The organism is Massilia sp. ST3 (assembly GCF_018119405.1).
In the GTDB taxonomy this organism is placed as follows: Bacteria; Pseudomonadota; Gammaproteobacteria; order Burkholderiales; family Burkholderiaceae_D; genus Telluria.
Genome location: NZ_JAGPWC010000009.1, coordinates 63,428 through 81,185 on the forward strand (window position 1 = coordinate 63,428; position 17,758 = coordinate 81,185).

The 17,758-nt window shown below is 68.9% G+C and carries 13 protein-coding genes; 3 read left to right on the forward strand and 10 right to left on the reverse strand.

Annotation, left to right across the window (positions count from 1 at the left end):
* The first annotated feature begins 131 nt into the window (after positions 1-131).
* Together KBW98_RS04845 and KBW98_RS04850 are read left to right on the forward strand one after the other, a co-directional pair.
* Complete coding sequence (locus tag KBW98_RS04845) at positions 132-1,643, forward strand: peptide MFS transporter (protein ID WP_211519005.1); 1,512 nt, start codon at positions 132-134, stop codon at positions 1,641-1,643.
* A 164-nt stretch (positions 1,644-1,807) separates the two neighbouring features.
* On the forward strand, positions 1,808-3,022 hold the full coding sequence (locus KBW98_RS04850) for a pyridoxal phosphate-dependent aminotransferase (protein WP_211519006.1): 1,215 nt from the start codon (positions 1,808-1,810) through the stop codon (positions 3,020-3,022).
* Here the strand turns inward: KBW98_RS04850 and KBW98_RS04855 are convergent.
* The 4 genes from KBW98_RS04855 to KBW98_RS04870 all read right to left on the reverse strand — a co-directional run bounded on the left by KBW98_RS04855 (position 3,019) and on the right by KBW98_RS04870 (position 7,809).
* On the reverse strand, positions 3,019-4,377 hold the full coding sequence (locus tag KBW98_RS04855; RefSeq protein ID WP_211519007.1) for an ATP-binding protein: 1,359 nt from the start codon (positions 4,375-4,377) through the stop codon (positions 3,019-3,021). The two genes, KBW98_RS04850 and KBW98_RS04855, sit on opposite strands and share 4 nt — an antisense overlap.
* A gap of 7 nt (positions 4,378-4,384) precedes the next feature.
* A complete protein-coding gene (locus tag KBW98_RS04860; RefSeq protein ID WP_211519008.1) occupies positions 4,385-5,854 on the reverse strand; it encodes an ATPase domain-containing protein in 1,470 nt (489 codons plus the stop codon).
* Positions 5,854-6,237 (reverse strand): hypothetical protein, encoded by a 384-nt coding sequence (locus KBW98_RS04865; protein WP_211519009.1) that lies wholly within the window; start codon positions 6,235-6,237, stop codon positions 5,854-5,856. Before KBW98_RS04865 ends, KBW98_RS04860 begins: the two co-directional genes overlap by 1 nt.
* 216 nt (positions 6,238-6,453) lie before the next feature.
* Entirely contained in the window at positions 6,454-7,809 is a 1,356-nt protein-coding gene (locus KBW98_RS04870; RefSeq protein WP_211519010.1) for an ATP-binding protein, read from the reverse strand.
* A gap of 152 nt (positions 7,810-7,961) precedes the next feature.
* Here KBW98_RS04870 and KBW98_RS04875 point away from each other — a divergent pair, with 152 nt between their 5' ends.
* Positions 7,962-9,743: a DUF885 family protein gene (locus KBW98_RS04875; protein WP_211519011.1), complete on the forward strand. Its 1,782-nt coding sequence runs from the start codon at positions 7,962-7,964 to the stop codon at positions 9,741-9,743.
* Between the two features lie 168 nt (positions 9,744-9,911).
* Here KBW98_RS04875 and KBW98_RS04880 read toward each other — a convergent pair whose 3' ends face one another.
* The 6 genes from KBW98_RS04880 to KBW98_RS04905 form a co-directional block, all read right to left on the reverse strand.
* Positions 9,912-10,427, reverse strand: a complete 516-nt coding sequence (locus tag KBW98_RS04880) for a hypothetical protein (RefSeq protein WP_211519012.1) — start codon at positions 10,425-10,427, stop codon at positions 9,912-9,914.
* Complete coding sequence (gene def, locus KBW98_RS04885) at positions 10,427-10,963, reverse strand: peptide deformylase (protein ID WP_211519013.1); 537 nt, start codon at positions 10,961-10,963, stop codon at positions 10,427-10,429. Before def ends, KBW98_RS04880 begins: the two co-directional genes overlap by 1 nt.
* Positions 10,960-11,853 carry a UTP--glucose-1-phosphate uridylyltransferase GalU gene (gene galU, locus KBW98_RS04890; protein ID WP_211519014.1) on the reverse strand — a complete coding sequence of 298 codons (894 nt, stop codon included), beginning with the start codon at positions 11,851-11,853 and terminating at the stop codon, positions 10,960-10,962. Before galU ends, def begins: the two co-directional genes overlap by 4 nt.
* A 10-nt stretch (positions 11,854-11,863) precedes the next feature.
* Complete coding sequence (gene ligA, locus KBW98_RS04895; RefSeq protein WP_211519028.1) at positions 11,864-14,182, reverse strand: NAD-dependent DNA ligase LigA; 2,319 nt, start codon at positions 14,180-14,182, stop codon at positions 11,864-11,866.
* Positions 14,183-14,221: 39 nt separating this feature from the next.
* Positions 14,222-15,427: a cell division protein ZipA C-terminal FtsZ-binding domain-containing protein gene (locus KBW98_RS04900; protein ID WP_211519015.1), complete on the reverse strand. Its 1,206-nt coding sequence runs from the start codon at positions 15,425-15,427 to the stop codon at positions 14,222-14,224.
* A 110-nt stretch (positions 15,428-15,537) separates the two neighbouring features.
* On the reverse strand, positions 15,538-17,742 hold the full coding sequence (locus tag KBW98_RS04905; protein ID WP_211519016.1) for a PAS domain S-box protein: 2,205 nt from the start codon (positions 17,740-17,742) through the stop codon (positions 15,538-15,540).
* Between the last annotated feature and the right edge of the window lie 16 nt (positions 17,743-17,758).

The following is a 17,758-nucleotide window of genomic DNA, read 5'->3' on the forward strand; positions in this document are numbered from 1 at the left end:
TGGCGCGCGCGGCACATCAGGGCAAGGCGCTGCCGCAGTGCAGCACCTGTCAAGATTGCTTCTTGCATGCGGAGCGCGTAGGATCGCCTGCTTATTGCCGGGCCAGCCCGGCCGTTCAATTCAGGAGACGTATGGACAGGCATATTCCGCCGGCGGTCGGCCAGGGTCCGAGCCAGACCCGATCTTTCCTCACGCTCGCGCTGATCGAGCTGTGGGAACGCTTCGGCTACTACGGCATGCAGGCGCTGATCGTGTATTTCATGGTGCAGCGCCTCGGTTTCGAGGACAGCCGCGCCAACCTGGTGTGGGGCGCGGCCGCCGCGCTGATCTACGTGGCGCCGGCCATCGGCGGCTGGATCGGCGACAAGGTGCTCGGCACCCGCCGCAGCGTGCTGCTGGGCGGCGCCATCCTGGGCCTGGGCTACGCGCTGATGGCGGTGCCCACCACGAACACCTGGTTCACCTTCTCGGCGCTGGGCGTGATCGTTGTCGGCAACGGCCTGTTCAAGCCCAACAACGCCAACCTGGTGCGCAAGATCTACGAGGGCGACGATTCCAAGATCGACAGCGCCTTCACCATCTACTACATGGCGGTCAACGTCGGCTCCACCATCTCGATGCTGGCCACGCCCTGGATCAAGGACTACGTCAACGCCACCCATGGCGGCGAGCTGGGCTGGCACGTCGCCTTCGGCGTGTGCAGCGCCGGCATGATCGTCGGCCTGCTCACCATCACCGCGCTGCGCCATACCGTCAGCCACATCGGCTCGCCGCCGGACTCCCAGCCCCTGCACATGGGCAAGCTGATGGCCGTGCTGGCCGGCGCCGTGGTGGCGGTCGGCGCCTCGGCCGTGATCCTCGAATACCAGGCCTTGGCGCGCGCCTTCGTCTACGTGGCCGGCATCGTGGTGCTGGGGATCTTCGTGCACCTGATCCGCTCCAGCCAGCCGAGCGAACGCGCCGGCCTGGTGGCCGCGCTGGTATTGACCTTGCAGACCGTGTTCTTCTTCATCTTCTACCAGCAGATGTCGACCTCGCTGTCGCTGTTCGCGCTGCGTAACGTCGACCTGGAGTTCACCCTGTTCGGCCTGCACCTGTGGACCTGGTCGCCGGCCCAGTTCCAGGCGCTGAACGCGATCTGGATCATGGTCCTGAGCCCGGTGCTGGCCTGGATCTACACCCGCGCCGGCAAGAGCGGCAAGGACTTGTCGATCGCCGCCAAGTTCGCGCTCGGCTTCACGGTGGTGGCGGCCGGCTTCTTCACCTACGGGGTGGCGGGCCAGTTCGCTGTCAACGGCCTGACCTCGTCGTGGATCATGATCGCCGGCTACGGCCTGTATTCGCTGGGCGAGCTGCTGGTGAGCGGCCTCGGCCTGGCCATGATCGCGCGCTACGTGCCGGCCCGCATGGGCGGCTTCATGATGGGCGCCTACTACGTGGGCGTGGGCATCTCGCAGTACCTGGGCGGCGTGGTGGCCAACCTGGCGGCGGTGCCGAGCGACATGACCGACCCGGTCCAGACCCTGCCCGTGTACACGGCGCTGTTCAACAAGCTGGGCGTGGCGGCCATTGCTTGTACACTCATTGCGCTGGCGGCGCTGCCGCTGATGCGCAGGCTGACGGCAAAGCATCACGGCCAGTAGAGTTGGCGGCTCCGCCGCCGACGCGTTCAGGCCACGCTGAGTTGACCCGATCCGGTCATTCATCCGCCGTTTGAACGCGTCGGCGGGGAACCCGAAAACCCACCCAAGCGAATCGGCCGGTCTTCTTGTAAGATCGTCCAATTCCTCCTCTTCTGCGCTCCAGCATGTCCGTCAATACACCCCTCGAATCCCAGGCCGCGCGCGCCCTCCAGGTCGCCGCGCGCGTCCACGCCATCGAACCCTTCCGCGTCATGGAAATGGTGAAAGCCGCCGGCGAACTGAAACGCGCCGGCGCCGACGTCATCAGCATGAGCGTGGGCGAGCCCGATTTCACCGCGCCCGAGATCGTGGCCGCGGCCGCCATGGAAGCCATCCGCGGCGGCGTCACCCAGTACACCGACTCGCTCGGCCTGCGCGAGCTGCGCGAAGCGATTTCCGGCCACTACGCCGCCACCCACGGCTTGGACATCGACCCGCGCCGCATCGTGGTCACGGCCGGCGCCTCGGCCGGCCTGCTGCTCGCCTGCGCGGCCCTGGTGGCCGAGGGCGACGAAGTGCTGATGCCCGATCCCTGCTATCCCTGCAACCGCCATTTCGTCACCAGCTTCGGCGGCAGCCCGGTGCTGGTGCCCGCCTCCAGCGCCGACCGCTACCAGCTGAGCGCCGCCCACGTGGCCGAACGCTGGAACCCGCGCACGCGCGGCGTGCTGGTGGCCTCGCCCTCGAACCCGACCGGCACCTCGATGACGCCGCAGCAGCTGCGCGAGATGCTGGCAGCCGTCGAGGCGCGCGGCGGCTTCGCCATCGTCGACGAGATCTACCAGGGCTTGACCTACGATCACACGCCCGTCAGCGCGCTGGCGCTCAGCGACCGGGTCATCACGGTCAACAGCTTCTCCAAGTATTTCAACATGACCGGCTGGCGCCTGGGCTGGCTGGTGGTGCCCGAGGATCTGGTGGCGGTGTTCGAGAAACTGGCCCAGAACCTGTTCATCTGCGCGCCGACGGTGGCCCAGCATGCGGCCCTGGCCTGCTTCACGCCGGAAGCCCTGGCCATCTTCGAGGAGCGCCGGCGCGAGTTCCAGCGCCGCCGCGACTTCCTGGTGCCGAGCCTGCGCGACCTCGGTTTCCAGGTGCCGGTGATGCCGGACGGGGCCTTCTATGTGTATGCGGACATCGGCCAGGTGGCGCACCGCGACAGCGCCGACAGCGCGGCCTTCAGCATGGCGCTGCTGCGCGATGCCCACGTGGCGATCGTGCCGGGCGACGATTTCGGCTTCGCCGCGCCGGCGCGCCACGTGCGCTTCTCGTATGCGACGCAGTACGAGCGGATCGAGGAGGCGCTGGCGCGCCTGGAAAGGCAGCTCGGCCGGGCCTAGTGTTGCAGGGCCGTGGCGTCGAGCGCTTCGAGCAGCGCCGCCGGCCCCACCGGCTTGACCAGGTAGCGGTCGAAGCCGGCCGCCATGGCCCGTTCGCGGTCGCTCGGATGGCCATAGCCGGACAAGGCCACCGCCAGCGGCCCGGCGCCGCGGCTGTCGGCGCGCAGGCGGGCGATCAGCTCGTAGCCGTCGATGCCCGGCAGGCCGATGTCGCACACGATGGCGTCATAGCCGCCGTCCAGGGCCATCGCCAGGCCGGCGTGGCCGTCGGCCGCGAGCGCCACTTCATGCCCTTCGAGTTCGAGCAGCATGCGCAGCACGTCGCCGGCGTCGGTATTGTCTTCCACGACCAGGATGCGCTGCGCACCGCCTCCCTGCGCGGGCGCCGCCGCGACCGGCCCGGCCGGCAGGGCGCGCCGCGACAGCGGCAGGCGCACCGTGAAGCTGCTGCCCGCGCCGATGCCGTCGCTGGACGCCGCCACGCTGCCGCCATGCATGCCGACCAGGTTGCGCACCACGTTCAGGCCCACCCCCAGGCCGCCTTCCGAGCGCGCCAAGGTGCGCGGTCCCTGGGCGAACAGGTCGAAGGCGTGCGCGATGGTTTCCGGCGCCATGCCGCTGCCGTTGTCGGCGACCGTGACGGCCACGTCGTCGCCGCACTCCAGCGAAAGCGAGATCGCGCCGCCGTCCTGGGTGTACTTGGATGCGTTGCTCAGCAAATTGGTGAAGACCTGGGCCAGGCGCACCGGATCGCCGTCGACCACCACGGGGTCGAGGGGCGAGTGCAGCTCGAAGTGCTGTCCGCGTTCGCGCATGCGCTGCTGCACGGTTTCGACGGCCTGGGCGATGACATCCTTGAGGTCGATCGCCTGGATGGCGAGGGTGATCTTGCCGCTGCTCAGGCGCGCGGCGTCGAGCAGGTCGTCCAGCAGGTGCGCCATGTGGCAGACCTGGCGCTGGATCACCTTGGTCAGCTCACCCAGCCTGCCGTCCAGGCTCGACCTGTCCAGAAGGTTGGCGGACATGCTGATCGGGACCAGGGGATTGCGCAGCTCATGGGCCAGCATGGCCAGGAATTCATTCTGGTGCCGGTTGGTTTCCTCGGCGTCGTCGCGCAAGGTCTGGGCGTTGACGGCGGCCATGACCAGGTTGCCGTTCGCTTCGCGCAACTGCTGGACCAGGACGTCCAGCTCTCGCGCGCGCTCCGCCTGCGCACGCAGCACTGCGTTGTCGGCTTCCAGCGCCTCGATGCGGCGCAGCAGCAGCTGTTCGAGGGCCAGCGCCGGTGCCCCGGCAGCCTCCTCGTGCGACGAACGCTGCAGCGAGCCTTGGTCTTCTCCCTGAAACGTCGTCATGGTTTCCTCAGTTTCCCGCGCGGGGCGCCTGGGGTAATCCGTGCACCACCCCTTCGTACTCGGTGCGCTGCGGATGGATGTCCAAGCCCTCGCCGGTGATCACGTATTCGCGCAAATCCTGGCTGTGGCTGGAGCCGCGCACCTTCACCACGGACAGGAACTTGCGCAGCAGGCCGTCGGCTTCGCCGTAGCGCATCAGGATGATCGCGTCGGTCAGGTAGGCGATGTCCGCATGGCTGATCTTCAAGCAGGTGAACTGGTCGTCCACGCCCATCGTGACCAGCACGCTGACTCCGCGCTTGGCGAGGGCCGCCAGCATGCGGAATACCACCGCGCGCAGCCGGTCCCGGCTTTCCGGCGCCAGGTAGAGCCCCATTTCGGACAGCGAGTCGACCACCACGCGCTGGGCGCCGGTGCGGTCGATGGCATGGTTCAGCTCGTCGAGCAGTTCGTCGATGGTCAGGTCGATCATGCGGCTTTCCACCACCGCCACCTGGCCCGCCCGCACCAGGTCCGCCAGCTCGGCGTTGCGCAGGCGCGCCGCCCCCTTCTCGAAGGACATCACCACGCCCTTCTCGCCTTGGCGCACGCCCTCCTGAAGGAAGCGGGTGCCGAGGATGGTCTTGCCGCAGCCGCTGGGGCCCGTCACCAGCACCGAATGCCCTTGCGGCAGGCCGCCGTGCAGCATCTCGTCCAGTCCCGGCACGCCGGTGGGAATGCGGCGCGGCTCGCGGTCGACTTCCGCGCCCGCATGGTGATCCTCGGCCAGCGGCGGCAGCATACGCGGGTAAACCCGGACACCGTCGGCTGTGATGCGGAAGGTGTGCGAGCCGGCCAGGTGGGCCTGGCCGCGCATCTTGACCACGCGGATCTTGCGCACCACGGAATCTTCTTCGTGCAGCTGGCTGAGGGCGATCATGCCGTCGGCCACCGTCATGATGGGGTTGGCTTCGACGTCGCTGTGCAGGTACTCGCCGATCAGGAAGGTGGTCGCCTGCCAGCTGGTCATGCGCGTTCCAAGCTCCTGGATGAAATGCTGGAGGTCGGCCACGCCTTCGTTGCCGCTGCGCGCGGTCTGGGCTACCGAACGGAAGGAGTCGACGAACACCATGCTGGGCGAGAAATCCTCGACTTCCTTCATGATACGCTCCAGCACACCCGTGAAGTCGCCGGCGCGCAGGTCGTCGGCCAGGTTCACGTAGCGGATCGCCGTGCCCACCTTGCCGAGTTCGAAGAAGGCGTACTGCTGCTGGTAGCGCAGCATCTTCAGGGGCGGCTCGCCCAGCACCGTGAAGAACAGCGCGCGCCGTTCCTGCGTGGCGAGGGAAAACATGATCTGGTGCGCGAGCGTGGTCTTGCCGCAGCCGGGCGCGCCCGCGATCAGGTTGAACGAGAATTCACTCAGTCCGCCTCCCAGCAGGATATCGAGCCCGGGCACCCCGGTGCTCAATTTTCCGAGGCTTACTTTATCCGTCATTACTTGTGCTCCTGTGGATTCTGCTCTTTCGCGTCGAGCAACGCGGCGTCGACAAGGCGGGTTGCCAGCGCCTGGCCGATGAGGGCGGCCAGCAGCTCGGTGAAGGTGCGCAGCAAGGCCGCGTGCGCCGCCTCGGCCTGGTCGGGGGCGACACTGGCGAGCATGGCGTCGAGCGCGCCGACCTGGGCGTCGCAAGCCTTGCAGGGCGGCGTGCCCGCCAGCCAGCGGTGGTCCGGGCCCACCAGCCGGCAGGCGCGCCCGAACAGCGCGCAGAAACCGTTGTCGCCGATGAGAGGCCCCAGCTGGACGGCCAGGCGCCGCCAGGATTGGATCAGATGGGCGTGTCCTTCCGAGCGCCCGGGATCGCCCTTACTCGTCATCATGTCTGGTTCGCGATACGGATTCTGCCGTCAATGTCGTTGTTGGTCGTGCCCGCGCTGGTCTTCCTTGGCGCGCGAGACCGCCCTTGGCCGAAGGGACAAGCGAAAAGGGGCGATAATGTCGGGCGACCAGGCGTTTTCCGCGAACGGGCTCGGGACATTATAGCCTTTGCACTCCGCGCGCATGACATATTTTCATCAGGTGTTGCAGCAGGATAGTCAGGCGCGGCGCGCCTCGGCCACCAGGGACAGCAGGGTCTCGGGCCCGGCCGGCTTGACCAGGTAGCGGTCGAAGCCCGCCGCCAGTGCCCGCTCGCGGTCCTCGGCCTGGCCGTAGCCCGACAGCGCGATCGCGAATGGCCGGTGTCCGTTCTCCACCGCGCGCAGGGCCTCGATGAGGTCGTAGCCGTCGATGCCGGGCAAGCCGATGTCGCAGACCAGCACGTCGAAGCGCCCGCTGCGGGCCCGCTCCAGCCCGCCGATGCCGTCCGAGGCCGTCTCGACCTCGTGGCCGGACAGCTCGAGCAAGGTGCGCAGGGTGTCGCAGGCGTCCATGTTGTCCTCCACCACCAGGATGCGCGAGGGCCGCTTGCCGGCCTCGCCCGGCGCCAGGGGCGGCCCGCCGCGTCCCGCCGGCCGTCCGTTCGACAGGGGCAGGCGCACCGTGAAGGTGCTGCCCTGCCCCGGCCCCGCGCTGGCCGCCTCCACGGCGCCGCCGTGCATCTCGACCAGGTTGCGGACCACGTTCAAGCCCACCCCAAGGCCGCCTTCGGAACGCGCCAGCGAGCGCGGCCCCTGGGTGAACAGGTCGAACAGGTGGGGCAGCATGTCGGGGTCGATGCCCGCGCCGCTGTCGCGCACCGCGACCACGGCCTGGTCCACGTCGCCGGCGCGCTCGCGCCAGGCCGTCAGGGCGATGCTGCCGCCGTCGCCCGTATACTTGGAGGCGTTGGCGAGCAGGTTGGTGAAGACCTGGGTCAGGCGCACGGCGTCGCCTTCCACCACCAGTGCCTCGGGCGCCAGGCGCACCGTGAGCTGCTGGCGGCGCTCGCGCAGGCGCGGACCGACCGTCTCGAGCGCCTGCTCGATGGCGTCGCTCAGCAGCAGCGGAGCCAGGCTGAGGGAGATCTTGCCGCTGCTGATGCGGGCGGCGTCCAGCAGGTCGTTGAGCAGGTGCGCCATGTGGTCGACCTGGCGCCGGATGACGCGCGAGACCTGGGCCAGTTCGCCGGTCGGACCCGCCACGCTGTCGAGCAGGCTGGCCGACATGCTGAGCGGCGCCAGCGGGTTGCGCAACTCGTGGGCCAGCATGGCGAGGAATTCGTTCTGGCGCCGGCCGCTGGCGGCGGCCTGCTCGCGCAACTGGGCCAGCTCGCCGTTCTCGCGCCGCAGCCGCTCGGCCTCGAGGGCCAGCAGGTGGCGCTCGCGCGCCAGGATGCGGGTGTGCGCCAGCTCGGCCTCGAGCGCGGCGACCTGCTTGCGCAGGGCGTGCTCGGCCAGGCCGGCCGGCATGCCGCCCTCGCCCATCTGCGCCCGCTGCTGGGAGCCGGGCCGCGATTCACCGGAATTCGCCATGCTGTATCGTTGCTCTATTCGTCGCTCTACGGGTTGTCAATACGGCGCGCGGCCAAGCCGCCGCACACCGCCGTGCGCTGTATCCATTCCCCTCTTTCCCGGCTAAGATGCATACTGCCGGGCAATAGTGCTCTTCTTCAAGCAGGTGAACAATGGAAAACAAACTGGGCGCCGTCGTGACGACGGCTTGCGTGCTGCTGGGCCTGACGTTCGGACCTGCCATAAGTCCCGCCTTGGCGGCAACAAGAACCGCCAACCTGGCAGACTCACGGTTCAAGACAATTTACACCAAAGAGTGGAAATGGCGCGTCTCGGAAAAGCTGGCGCGCGCCGACGACGAGCGCGGCGTCAGCCCGGACATCGCGCGTGTCGATGCCCCGGCCCAGGAAGCGCGTCTTGTCTATTGGCAAGGCATCCTGAAGGAGCTCGACGCGATCCGGCCAGCCGAGCTGTCGCCGGGCCAACGCATCAATTTCGCGGTCTACCGCGCCCAGATCGCCGCCCTGCTCGACGCCCAGCGCTTCCGCGAATACGAGCAGCCGGTCAATGCCGACAGCGCCTTCTGGACCGACGTGACCTATGGCGCGCGCCGCCCGTTCAAGCGCGCCGAAGATTACCGCAACTACGTGCGCCAGCTGGAAAACCTGCCGGGCTATTTCGACCAGGAACTCGCCAACATGCGCGCCGGCCTGGCGCGCGGCTTCACGCCGCCCAAGGTGACGCTCGCCGGACGCGAAAGCATGATCGTCTCGATCGCCCAGGCCAAGACCCCGCAGGACACCATTTTCTATACGCCCTTCAAGGACATGCCCGCCAGTATCCCGGAAGCCGAGCGCGAGGCCCTGCGCGCCCAGGCCGCCGCGGCGATCCGCGCCAAGGTGCAGCCGGCCTACGCGAAGGTGCTGGACTTCTTCGTCGGCGAGTACGTGCCGAAAGCGCGCACCACCCTGGCCGCTGAGAGCATGCCCGGCGGCAAGGCGTACTACCAGTCGAAGATCGTCGAGTACACCACGACCAGCCTGACGGCCGAGCAGATCCATGCGATCGGCCTGGCCGAGATGGCCAAGATCCGCGCCGAGATGCACGAGACCATGAAGAAGGCGGGCTTTGAGGGCGACCTGCCGAGCTTCCTGCAATTCCTGCGCACCGACCCGCGCTTCTACGCCAAGACCCCGGAGGAGCTCCTGATGCGCGCGGCCTGGGTGGCCAAGAAGTTCGACGCCAAGGCCGACCAGTACTTCGGCTACCTGCCGCGCCGCCGCTTCGCCATCCTGCCCGTGCCCGACGACCAGGCGCCCTACTACACGGCCGGCCGCGGCGGCCCCGGCGCCTACTGGGTCAACACCTACAACCTGCCGGCACGCGCCCTGTACAGCCTGCCGGCCCTGACCCTGCACGAATCCGCGCCCGGGCACGCCTTCCAGATGCCGGTGGCCCAGGAGCAGAAAGGCGTGCCGTCCTTCCGCCGCGCCTATATCTCCGCCTTCGGCGAGGGCTGGGCGCTGTATTCCGAGCGCCTGGGCACCGAGATGGGCATCTACGAGACCCCGTACGAAGTGTTCGGCATGCTGAGCTACCAGGCCTGGCGCGCCTCGCGCCTGGTGGTCGACACCGGCATCCACGCCAAGGGCTGGACCCGCGAACAGGGACAGGCCTACCTGATGGAGAACACGGCGCTGTCGAAGCACGAGGTGGAGACCGAGGTCGACCGCTATATTTCGTGGCCGGGGCAGGCGCTGTCCTACTACCTGGGACAGATGGCGATCCAGGAAGCGCGCGCGCGGGCCGAGAAGGCGCTGGGGGCGAAGTTCGATATCCGCAACTTCCACGATACGGTGCTGCAGCTGGGGTCGGTGCCGCTGCCGGTGTTGCAGCAGAGGATAGATGCGTTTATTGCGGAGGGGGGCAAGAGTCCGTATCCGAAGGAGAGTTGAGGGCTGCTCGACGAACTTGGGTCCCCGCCATCGCGGGGGCGCCGTGCGGAGGGAGCGGACTGGGGATATGTTTCACCCGGCGACCTAAAGACCGTCATCCCCGCGAAGGCGGGGACCCAAGTTAAGCTCACCAAAAAAGGGGGATGCATCGCATCCCCTTTTTTCACTTCACTTCGCCCCGTCGAACAGCTTGAACTTCAACTGCACTGACACCCCGCCATACAGCCGGTCCCGGTACGAAGGAATGATCCCCACATTCACCCCCACCCGCTGGTATTCGACAGTGAGAGTCGGAATCGCCGCCGGGAACCACCCGCCATGCCGCATGTTCGGATAGCCGTCGAAGGCCGCCAGCGCCAGCCCCGCGCGCACGGGCCCGATGGCGTAGGGCTGCCAGATCACGCCCGCGTAGTTCGACCAGGCCCGGTCGCTGTTATAGAAGCGCCCCGCGGTCGCCGCCATCGTCCCGCTGAAGCGGTACTCGACGCCCAGCCCCTTGTTGGCGCCGTTCAGGTCGTCCCCGCGCTCGGTCTTGTTGTCGAAGTGGGCGGTGGCGAAACCGGTGTCGACCCAGAACTCGCTCTTCGGCGCCGCATCGATCTTCGTGAACCAGTCGTCCGCATGGCTGGGCGCCGCGGCGAGGCAGGCCGCGCACAGGGCGGCCCGCTGGAGGAAAGCACGCATCAGTCGTCGGCTCCGGGATCGAGGTGGGGGAACATCACTTCGGTGAAGCCGAAGCGCGAGAAGTCCTTGATGCGCATCGGGTAGAGGATGCCCAGCAGGTGGTCGACCTCGTGCTGCACCACGCGCGCGTGGAAGCCCTCGGCGTCGCGCACGATGCGCCGGCCGTATTGGTCGAAGCCTTCGTAGTGCAGGCGCGTGTAGCGCGGCACGCTACCGCGCAGGCCGGGCACCGACAGGCAGCCTTCGAAGCCCTCTTCCATCTCGTTCGACACCGGCGTGAGCACGGGATTGATCAAGACCGTCTCGGGCACCGGCGGCGCGTCCGGATAGCGCTGGTTGTTCGCGAAGCCATAGATCACCAGCTGCAGGTTGACGCCGATCTGCGGCGCCGCCAGCCCTGCGCCGTTCGCCGCATGCATGGTCTCGAACATGTCGGCAATCAAGGCGTGCAGCTCGGGGGTGTCGAATTCGCGCACGGGCTCGGCCACCCGCAGCAGGCGCGGGTCGCCCATGCGCAGGATTTCGCGTACGGTCATGGCGCGCCCCGTCCTTCCAGCAGGCCGGCCAGGCAGGCGCGGAAGCCCTCGGCCGTCTCCGGGTGCTTGAGGCCGATGGCGGCGGTCGCCTTCAGGTAGCCCAGCTTGGAACCGCAGTCGTAGCGCTGGCCCGCGTAGCGGTAGGCCAGCACCCGCTCTTCCTTCATCAGCGAGGCGATGCCGTCGGTGAGCTGGATTTCGCCGCCGGCGCCCGTGCCCAGGTTCTCGAGATGCTCGAAGATCGATCCCGACAGCACGTAGCGGCCGACCACGGCCAGGGTCGACGGCGCGACCTCGGGCTGGGGCTTCTCGACGATGCCGGCCACCAGTTCCAGGCCGGCGCGGTAAGGCGAGGCGCTGACGATGCCGTACTGGCGCGTGTGCTCGCGCGGGACGTCCTGCACCGCCAGGATGCTGCTGCGCTCGTAGGCATAGACGTCGGCCATCTGGGCCAGCACCGGCTTCTGGCCGGCCGCCGTGTCCATGAAGTCGTCCGCCAGCAGCACCGCGAAGGGTTCGTTGCCGACCACGGGACGCGCGCACAGCACCGCGTGGCCCAGCCCCAGGGGCTCGGACTGGCGGATGTAGATGCAGTTGACGTTCTTCGGGATCACGTTGCGCACCACCTCCAGCAGGGCGTGCTTGCCGGCCTGCTCGAGCTCCGACTCGAGCTCGTAGGCCTTGTCGAAATGGTCCTCGATGGCGCGCTTGTTGCGGCCCGTGATAAAGATCAGCTCGGTCACGCCGGCCGCCACCGCCTCCTCGACCGCGTACTGGATCAGCGGCTTGTCGACGATGGGCAGCATTTCCTTCGGCTGCGCCTTGGTGGCCGGCAGGAAGCGGCTGCCCAGGCCCGCCACGGGAAACACGGCTTTGCGAATCAGGTTCATACCTTGGCTTTCATTTGTTCAGCTGGGCCAGCAAATCCAGCAGGCCCGCTTCGTCCAGGATCGTGACGCCCAGTTCCTCGGCCTTGGCGAGCTTGCTGCCCGCCTCCGCCCCGGCCACCACGTAGGAGGTTTTCTTCGACACCGAACCCGAGACCTTGCCGCCGGCCGCCTCGATCAGCGCGCCGGCCGCGTCGCGGCTCATGGTCGGCAAGGTGCCGGTCAGCACGAAGGTCTTGCCGGTGAGCGGACCCGCCGTTTCCTGTGCCGCTTCGGGCAGCTGGGCCAGCAGCTCCTGGCGCAACGCCGAGAGCGCCGCCAGCATGGCGCGGTTGTCCGCGACCGCCATCCATTCCTCGAGCGCGGCGGACACCGTGGCCGGCAGCCCGAACACGCCGAACACCTTCAGGTGCGCCAGCGATTCCAGGGTCTGCCCTTCCTGCACCAGCTGGCGGGCGCGCGGCTCGGTCAGCTTGGGAATCCCGAGGGCGGCCAGCAGATTGACCTCGTCGAGCTTCTCGCGCAGCTGGGCCTTGGGCGGATGTTCGCCTTGCGGCGCCACCCCGGCCGCCAGCAAGGCGTCGATGGCTTTCTGGTTCTTTTCCTCGGCGAAGAATTCGGCGATGGCCTCGGCCACGGTGCCGCCGATGTCGGGCAGCACGCGCAGCAGCGCGGCCGGCGCGCGCCGGACCAGCTCGAAGCGGCCCAGCCAGTCGGCCAGGGTCTTGGCGGTCGACTCGCCCACGTGGCGGATGCCCAGGGCGAACAGCAGGCGCTCCAGCGGCGGCTGCTTGCTGGCCTTGATCGCGTCCAGCAGGTTGTCGGCCCACTTGGTAGCGACCTTGCCGTTCTTCACCGTCTCGGGCGTCGTGCCATCGCGTTCGTCGGCCAAACGCTTCATTTTCAGCAGGTCATCCAGCGTGAGCTTGTACAGGTCGGCCACGCCGTGGATCAGGCCGCACTCGACCAGGCTGTCGATGTAGCGGTCGCCCAGGCCTTCGATGTCCATCATGCGGCGCCCGGCGAAGTGGCGGATCGCTTCCTTGCGCTGGGCGGCGCAGGTCAGGCCGCCCGTGCAGCGGGCCACGGCCTCGCCCTCTTCGCGCACCACGTGCGAGCCGCATACCGGGCAGGTTTTCGGCAACTCGTACACCGGCGCCAATGGCTGCGGGCGGCGCTCCAGCACCACCGACAACACCTCGGGAATCACGTCGCCGGCGCGCCGCACCACGACCGTGTCGCCGATGCGCACGTCCTTGCGTCGCACCTCGTCCTCGTTGTGCAGCGTGGCGTTGGTGACGGTCACGCCGCCCACCGAGACCGGGGTCAGGCGCGCCACCGGGGTGATGGCGCCGGTGCGGCCCACCTGCACGTCGATGGCCTGCACCGTGGTCAGGGCTTCCTCGGCGGGGAATTTATGGGCCAGGGCGAAGCGCGGGGCGCGCGAGACGAAGCCCAGCGCGGCCTGGTCGGCCACGCGGTCGACCTTGTAGACCACGCCGTCGATCTCGTAGGGCAGTTCCTTGCGCTTGGCGCCGATCGCGCGGTAGTAGTCCAGCAGGCCCTGGCAACCGCGCACCACGGCGCGTTCCTTCGAGACCGGCAGGCCGAGGCGGTCGAACCAGTCCAGCACCGCCGAATGGGATTCCGGCAGCGCCGCGCCGTCGAGCAGGCCGATGCCGTAGGCGAAGAAGCGCAGCTTGCGCTGGGCCGTGATGCGGGCGTCGAGCTGGCGCAGGCTGCCCGCCGCCGCGTTGCGCGGGTTGGCGAACTCCTTCTGGCCGGCGTCGCGCTGGCGCTGGTTAAGGCGTTCGAAGTCGCCCTTGAACATCAATACCTCGCCGCGCACCTCCAGCACCGCCGGGATGTCGGCGCCGCGCAGGCGCAGCGGGATGACCTTGATGGTGCGGATGTTAGCGGTGACATCCTCGCCCGTGTAGCCGTCGCCGCGAGTGGCGGCCTGGACGAACAGGCCGTTCTCGTAGCGCAGGCTGATGGCCAGGCCGTCGAATTTCAGCTCCGCCGCATAATCCACCTGGTGGGTGTCGAGGCCGTCGCGCACGCGGCGGTCGAAGTTGTCGACGTCCTCGTCGGAGAAGCCGTTGTTCAGCGACAGCATCGGCAGCGCGTGCGTCACCTGCTTGAACTCGGGGATGGGCGCCGCGCCCACGCGGAAGGTGGGCGAGTCGTTGGTCACCGCTTCCGGATGGGCGGCTTCCAGTCCCTGCAGCTCGACGAACATGCGGTCGTACTCGGCGTCCGGAATGGTCGGCGCGTCGAGCACGTGGTAGTTGTAGATGTGGCGGTTGAGCTCCTCGACCAGCCACGCCATGCGCGCAATCGGATCCTGGTGGGCCGTCACGATCGGCCCTCAGCTGAACAGGCGCAGCGCGCGGGTCGAGCCGGCCGGGATGTCCGAAGCTTCCATCTCTTCGTAGAACTCGGCGACCTGGCTCTTGATCTCGGCCAGGGCTTCGTCCATCAAGGGCTGGTCGCCGTCGTCGACGATGGTCGCGTCCAGGCGCGCCGTCAGCGCCTTGGCGCAGTCGATCATGGCGCCGAAGCCGTCGCGCGCCGGCGGCACGCAGGGCACGTCGAGCAGCAGGGTCAGGCGCGAGGTGCTGTCGGCGCCCAGGGTCACGTTGGTCGAGAGCGTGAACAGCACGGCGCCCGCGCCGCCCGCTTCCCGGTCGGGCATGGCGAAGCGGCCGTCGGGGCGCACGTCGAAGCCCTGGTTTTCCAGCGCGCCGATCAGGGTCGAGATCGCCCAGGGAGCGCCGTTGGCGGCCAGGTTCACGCCCAGCTGGGCGTCGTGGCCGGCCACGAAACGGTGCAGGGTGCGTGCTTCGCTCATCACCTCGATCATGTCCGGCACTTCCGGCGTGGCGCCGATCTCGTCGGCCACCGCGTGGAGGCGGGTGACCAGTTCGGAATACTCGATCTCGTTCAGTGCGGTGGTGCGGGTGGCCATCTGCACGCCGGCCTGCAGCTTGGTGTAGACGCCGCCGTGCACGATCGGCTCCCAGTCGCCGCTGACGGCGTAGCCGATGTAGTGGATCGGCTTGTTGCCCACGCGGCGCAGCTTGTGCAGCGAAGGCAGGATCTTGTCGCCGCGCACCGGCACTTCGAGCGACAGCGGGATCAGGCAGTCGATCAGCGGATCGACCAGGCATTCGGCCAGTTCGGCCGGCGGCATGTCGGGCTTGGCGCCGGGCAGCGCATCGGCGAGGCCGACGGTGGAGGCGGAGGTGGAGACGGAACCCGAGGCCGCGGGAGCGGCGCGCGGCGCGGGAGCCGGCACGGTGGGCTCGAGCGGGGCACCGGCGTCCGGCGACAGCGGGGTCAGGGGGGCCAGCGGCGGCTCCGCCGACAGGTCGAGCACCGGTTCCTGGCGCTCGGCGCCCTCGCCCGCGGCGTTCGGCTCGGCGCCGCTGCGCATCAGGACGTCGTCATGGTCCGAGGCAAAGGCGCGCTCGACGCTCTTCCTGGCCTTGTACTCCTGCCATTTGTTGTAGGTGATGACGCCGACGACGAACACGCCGCCGGCCGCGATCAGGCTCATTTGGAAATCAGTCATGCTGCGTATGCCTCAGTAGCGAATGCTGCGAATTCATTCAATAAGATGTCCTGCGTCATGCGGGACATGCCATCATACCAACTCCCCGTGCCCCGCGCCATGGCGCGGGCTCAGGCGGCCTGCTCTTCGGCAAGCCAGCGCGCCAGTTCGTCCATCGCCACCGGCTTCACGAAATAGGCGTCGATGCCGGCCGCCGCGCTCGACAGGCGGTCGAACGGCTGGCCGTAGCCGGTCATGGCCGCCAGCCGGATGCCCTCCAGCCCCGGCAGGCGGCGCAGCCGGCGCGCCAGTTCGTTGCCGTCCATGTCCGGCAGGCCGATGTCGAGGAAGCAGACCTGGGGATCGAAGGCGCGCGCCTTGTCCAGCGCCGCTTCGGCGCGGTAGGCGATCGCCACCTCGTGCCCGACCGCGCGCAGGAACATGGCCGCCAGTTCGGCCGAGTCGGCGTTGTCGTCCACCACCATCACGCGCAGGGAAGCGCCGGCCGGGACGGCTTGCGCGTCCGGCACTGCCGCGTCTTTCACCGCGGGCGGCCGATGCAGCGGCAAGCGGACCACGACCTCGCTGCCCTTCCCTTCGCCCTCGCTGCGGGCGGCGACCCCGCCGCCGTGCAGCTGCACCAGGCTGCGCACCAGCGCCAGGCCGATGCCGAGGCCGCCCTGGGAGCGGTCGGGCGTGCGCTTGCCCTGGCGGAACAGCTCGAAGGCGCTGGCCACCAGTTCGGGCGACATGCCGATGCCGTTGTCGCGCACCGCGATCTCGGCGAAACCGCCCTCGATGCGCATGGCCAGTTCGATGCGTCCGCCGGCCGGCGTGTACTTGGCGGCATTGGACAGCAGGTTCGACAGCACCTGCACCAGGCGCTTGCGGTCGCCGTGCACCATCGCATAGCCTGCCGCGTCGGCGATCGCCAGCAGGTGCGAGCGCGCCTCGACCAGCGGACGCGCCTGCTCGGCCGCCTCGTCCACCAGCAGGCGCAGGGCGATGTCCTCGCGGTCCAGCGTGATCATGCCGCGCGTGACGCGCGACACGTCCAGCAGGTCGTCGATCAGGCCGGTCATGTGGGCGGTCTGGCGCCCGATCACGCGGCCGATGTGTTCGATGCGCGCGGGGTCGCCCTTGGCCAGCGGCAGCAGCGAAGCCGCGGTGCGCACCGGCGCCAGCGGGTTGCGCAGCTCGTGGCCCAGCATGGCGAGGAATTCGTCCTTGCGCTGGTCGGCCTCGCGCAGCGCTTCCTGGGTCAGCTTCTGCTCATGGATGTCGGTGCAGGTGCCCATCCAGCGCCGGATCGCGCCGTCCTCGCCGCGCACCGGCAGCGCGCGTCCCAGCACCCAGCGCCATGCGCCGCTGTAGTGGCGCAGGCGGTACTCGACCTCGTAGGGCTCGCCGGTGGCGAGCGAATGGCGCCACTTGTCCCTGGCCAGGCCCTGGTCCTCGGGGTGGAACATGCCGTTCCACTTCTCGCCGTCGGTCTCGCCGGGCGTCACGCCCGTGAAGGCATACCACTGGTCGTTGTAGTAGTCGTGGAAGCCGTCCGGCAGGGTCGACCACACCATCTGCGGCATGGCGTTGGTGATCGCCTTGAACTTGGCTTCGATGTCGGCGAAGGCGCGCTCGGCATGGCGCATGGCCGAGATGTCGAGCACGAAGGCCACGCCGCGGCTGCGGTCGTCCTCGTCGGCGGCCGCCCCCACGAACACCGGCACGCGCGAGCCGTCGCGGTGGTAGAACTCCTTTTCGAAGGGCGCCACCGCGCCGCTCGCGCGCAGCTGGACCAGCGAGGCTTCGTCGGCGCCCACCCATTCGTCGGGCGTGAGCGCGCGCCAGGACAGGCCGCGCGTTACGTCGGCGCGCTCCAGTCCCAGCATCGCCAGGAAGGCCTGGTTGCAGTCGCTGACGGCGCCGTCATGGCGGTAGCGGACCACGCCGACCAGGCTCGATTCGACCAGGCGCTCGAGCGTGTCGCGCTGCACCGGCTGGCCGACGCAGAGCACGCCGGCGATGGCGCCGTCCGCCTCCCTGACAGGCGACAGCTGCAGGCGCAGGCACCCGCCGCCGGGCAGGTCCACGGTATCCGCGCCATGCGCCGCCCGGCCTTCCATGACCGCGGCCACCAGCGCGTCCAGGCGGCCGGCGGCGTCCTCCCGCAGGCTGGCCAGCGGCGCGCGCAGGGCGGCGTTCGGCGCGATGGCCACGCCGGCGCGCGCGGCCACGCCCATCGGCACAGGCGAATCCTGGGCCAGCTGGTGGACGGCCCGGAGGGCTTCGGAATGGGGAAAGACAGCGGTCATCGCGGCGCGTGGTGTGGGGTCCATGGCTGAGCAGCCGCGG

What these genes read in the sequence shown, in the direction of transcription:
- KBW98_RS04860 (WP_211519008.1), bottom strand. Translation starts at nt 5,854, where the DNA reads ATGACGGATAAAGTAAGCCTCGGAAAATTGAGCACCGGGGTGCCCGGG.
- KBW98_RS04865 (WP_211519009.1), bottom strand. Translation starts at nt 6,237, where the DNA reads ATGATGACGAGTAAGGGCGATCCCGGGCGCTCGGAAGGACACGCCCAT.
- KBW98_RS04880 (WP_211519012.1), bottom strand. Translation starts at nt 10,427, where the DNA reads ATGCGTGCTTTCCTCCAGCGGGCCGCCCTGTGCGCGGCCTGCCTCGCC.
- KBW98_RS04905 (WP_211519016.1), bottom strand. Translation starts at nt 17,742, where the DNA reads ATGGACCCCACACCACGCGCCGCGATGACCGCTGTCTTTCCCCATTCC.
- KBW98_RS04900 (WP_211519015.1), bottom strand. Translation starts at nt 15,427, where the DNA reads ATGACTGATTTCCAAATGAGCCTGATCGCGGCCGGCGGCGTGTTCGTC.
- galU (WP_211519014.1), bottom strand. Translation starts at nt 11,853, where the DNA reads ATGAACCTGATTCGCAAAGCCGTGTTTCCCGTGGCGGGCCTGGGCAGC.
- KBW98_RS04855 (WP_211519007.1), bottom strand. Translation starts at nt 4,377, where the DNA reads ATGACGACGTTTCAGGGAGAAGACCAAGGCTCGCTGCAGCGTTCGTCG.
- ligA (WP_211519028.1), bottom strand. Translation starts at nt 14,182, where the DNA reads ATGGCGTGGCTGGTCGAGGAGCTCAACCGCCACATCTACAACTACCAC.
- KBW98_RS04845 (WP_211519005.1), top strand. Translation starts at nt 132, where the DNA reads ATGGACAGGCATATTCCGCCGGCGGTCGGCCAGGGTCCGAGCCAGACC.
- KBW98_RS04850 (WP_211519006.1), top strand. Translation starts at nt 1,808, where the DNA reads ATGTCCGTCAATACACCCCTCGAATCCCAGGCCGCGCGCGCCCTCCAG.
- KBW98_RS04870 (WP_211519010.1), bottom strand. Translation starts at nt 7,809, where the DNA reads ATGGCGAATTCCGGTGAATCGCGGCCCGGCTCCCAGCAGCGGGCGCAG.
- KBW98_RS04875 (WP_211519011.1), top strand. Translation starts at nt 7,962, where the DNA reads ATGGAAAACAAACTGGGCGCCGTCGTGACGACGGCTTGCGTGCTGCTG.
- def (WP_211519013.1), bottom strand. Translation starts at nt 10,963, where the DNA reads ATGACCGTACGCGAAATCCTGCGCATGGGCGACCCGCGCCTGCTGCGG.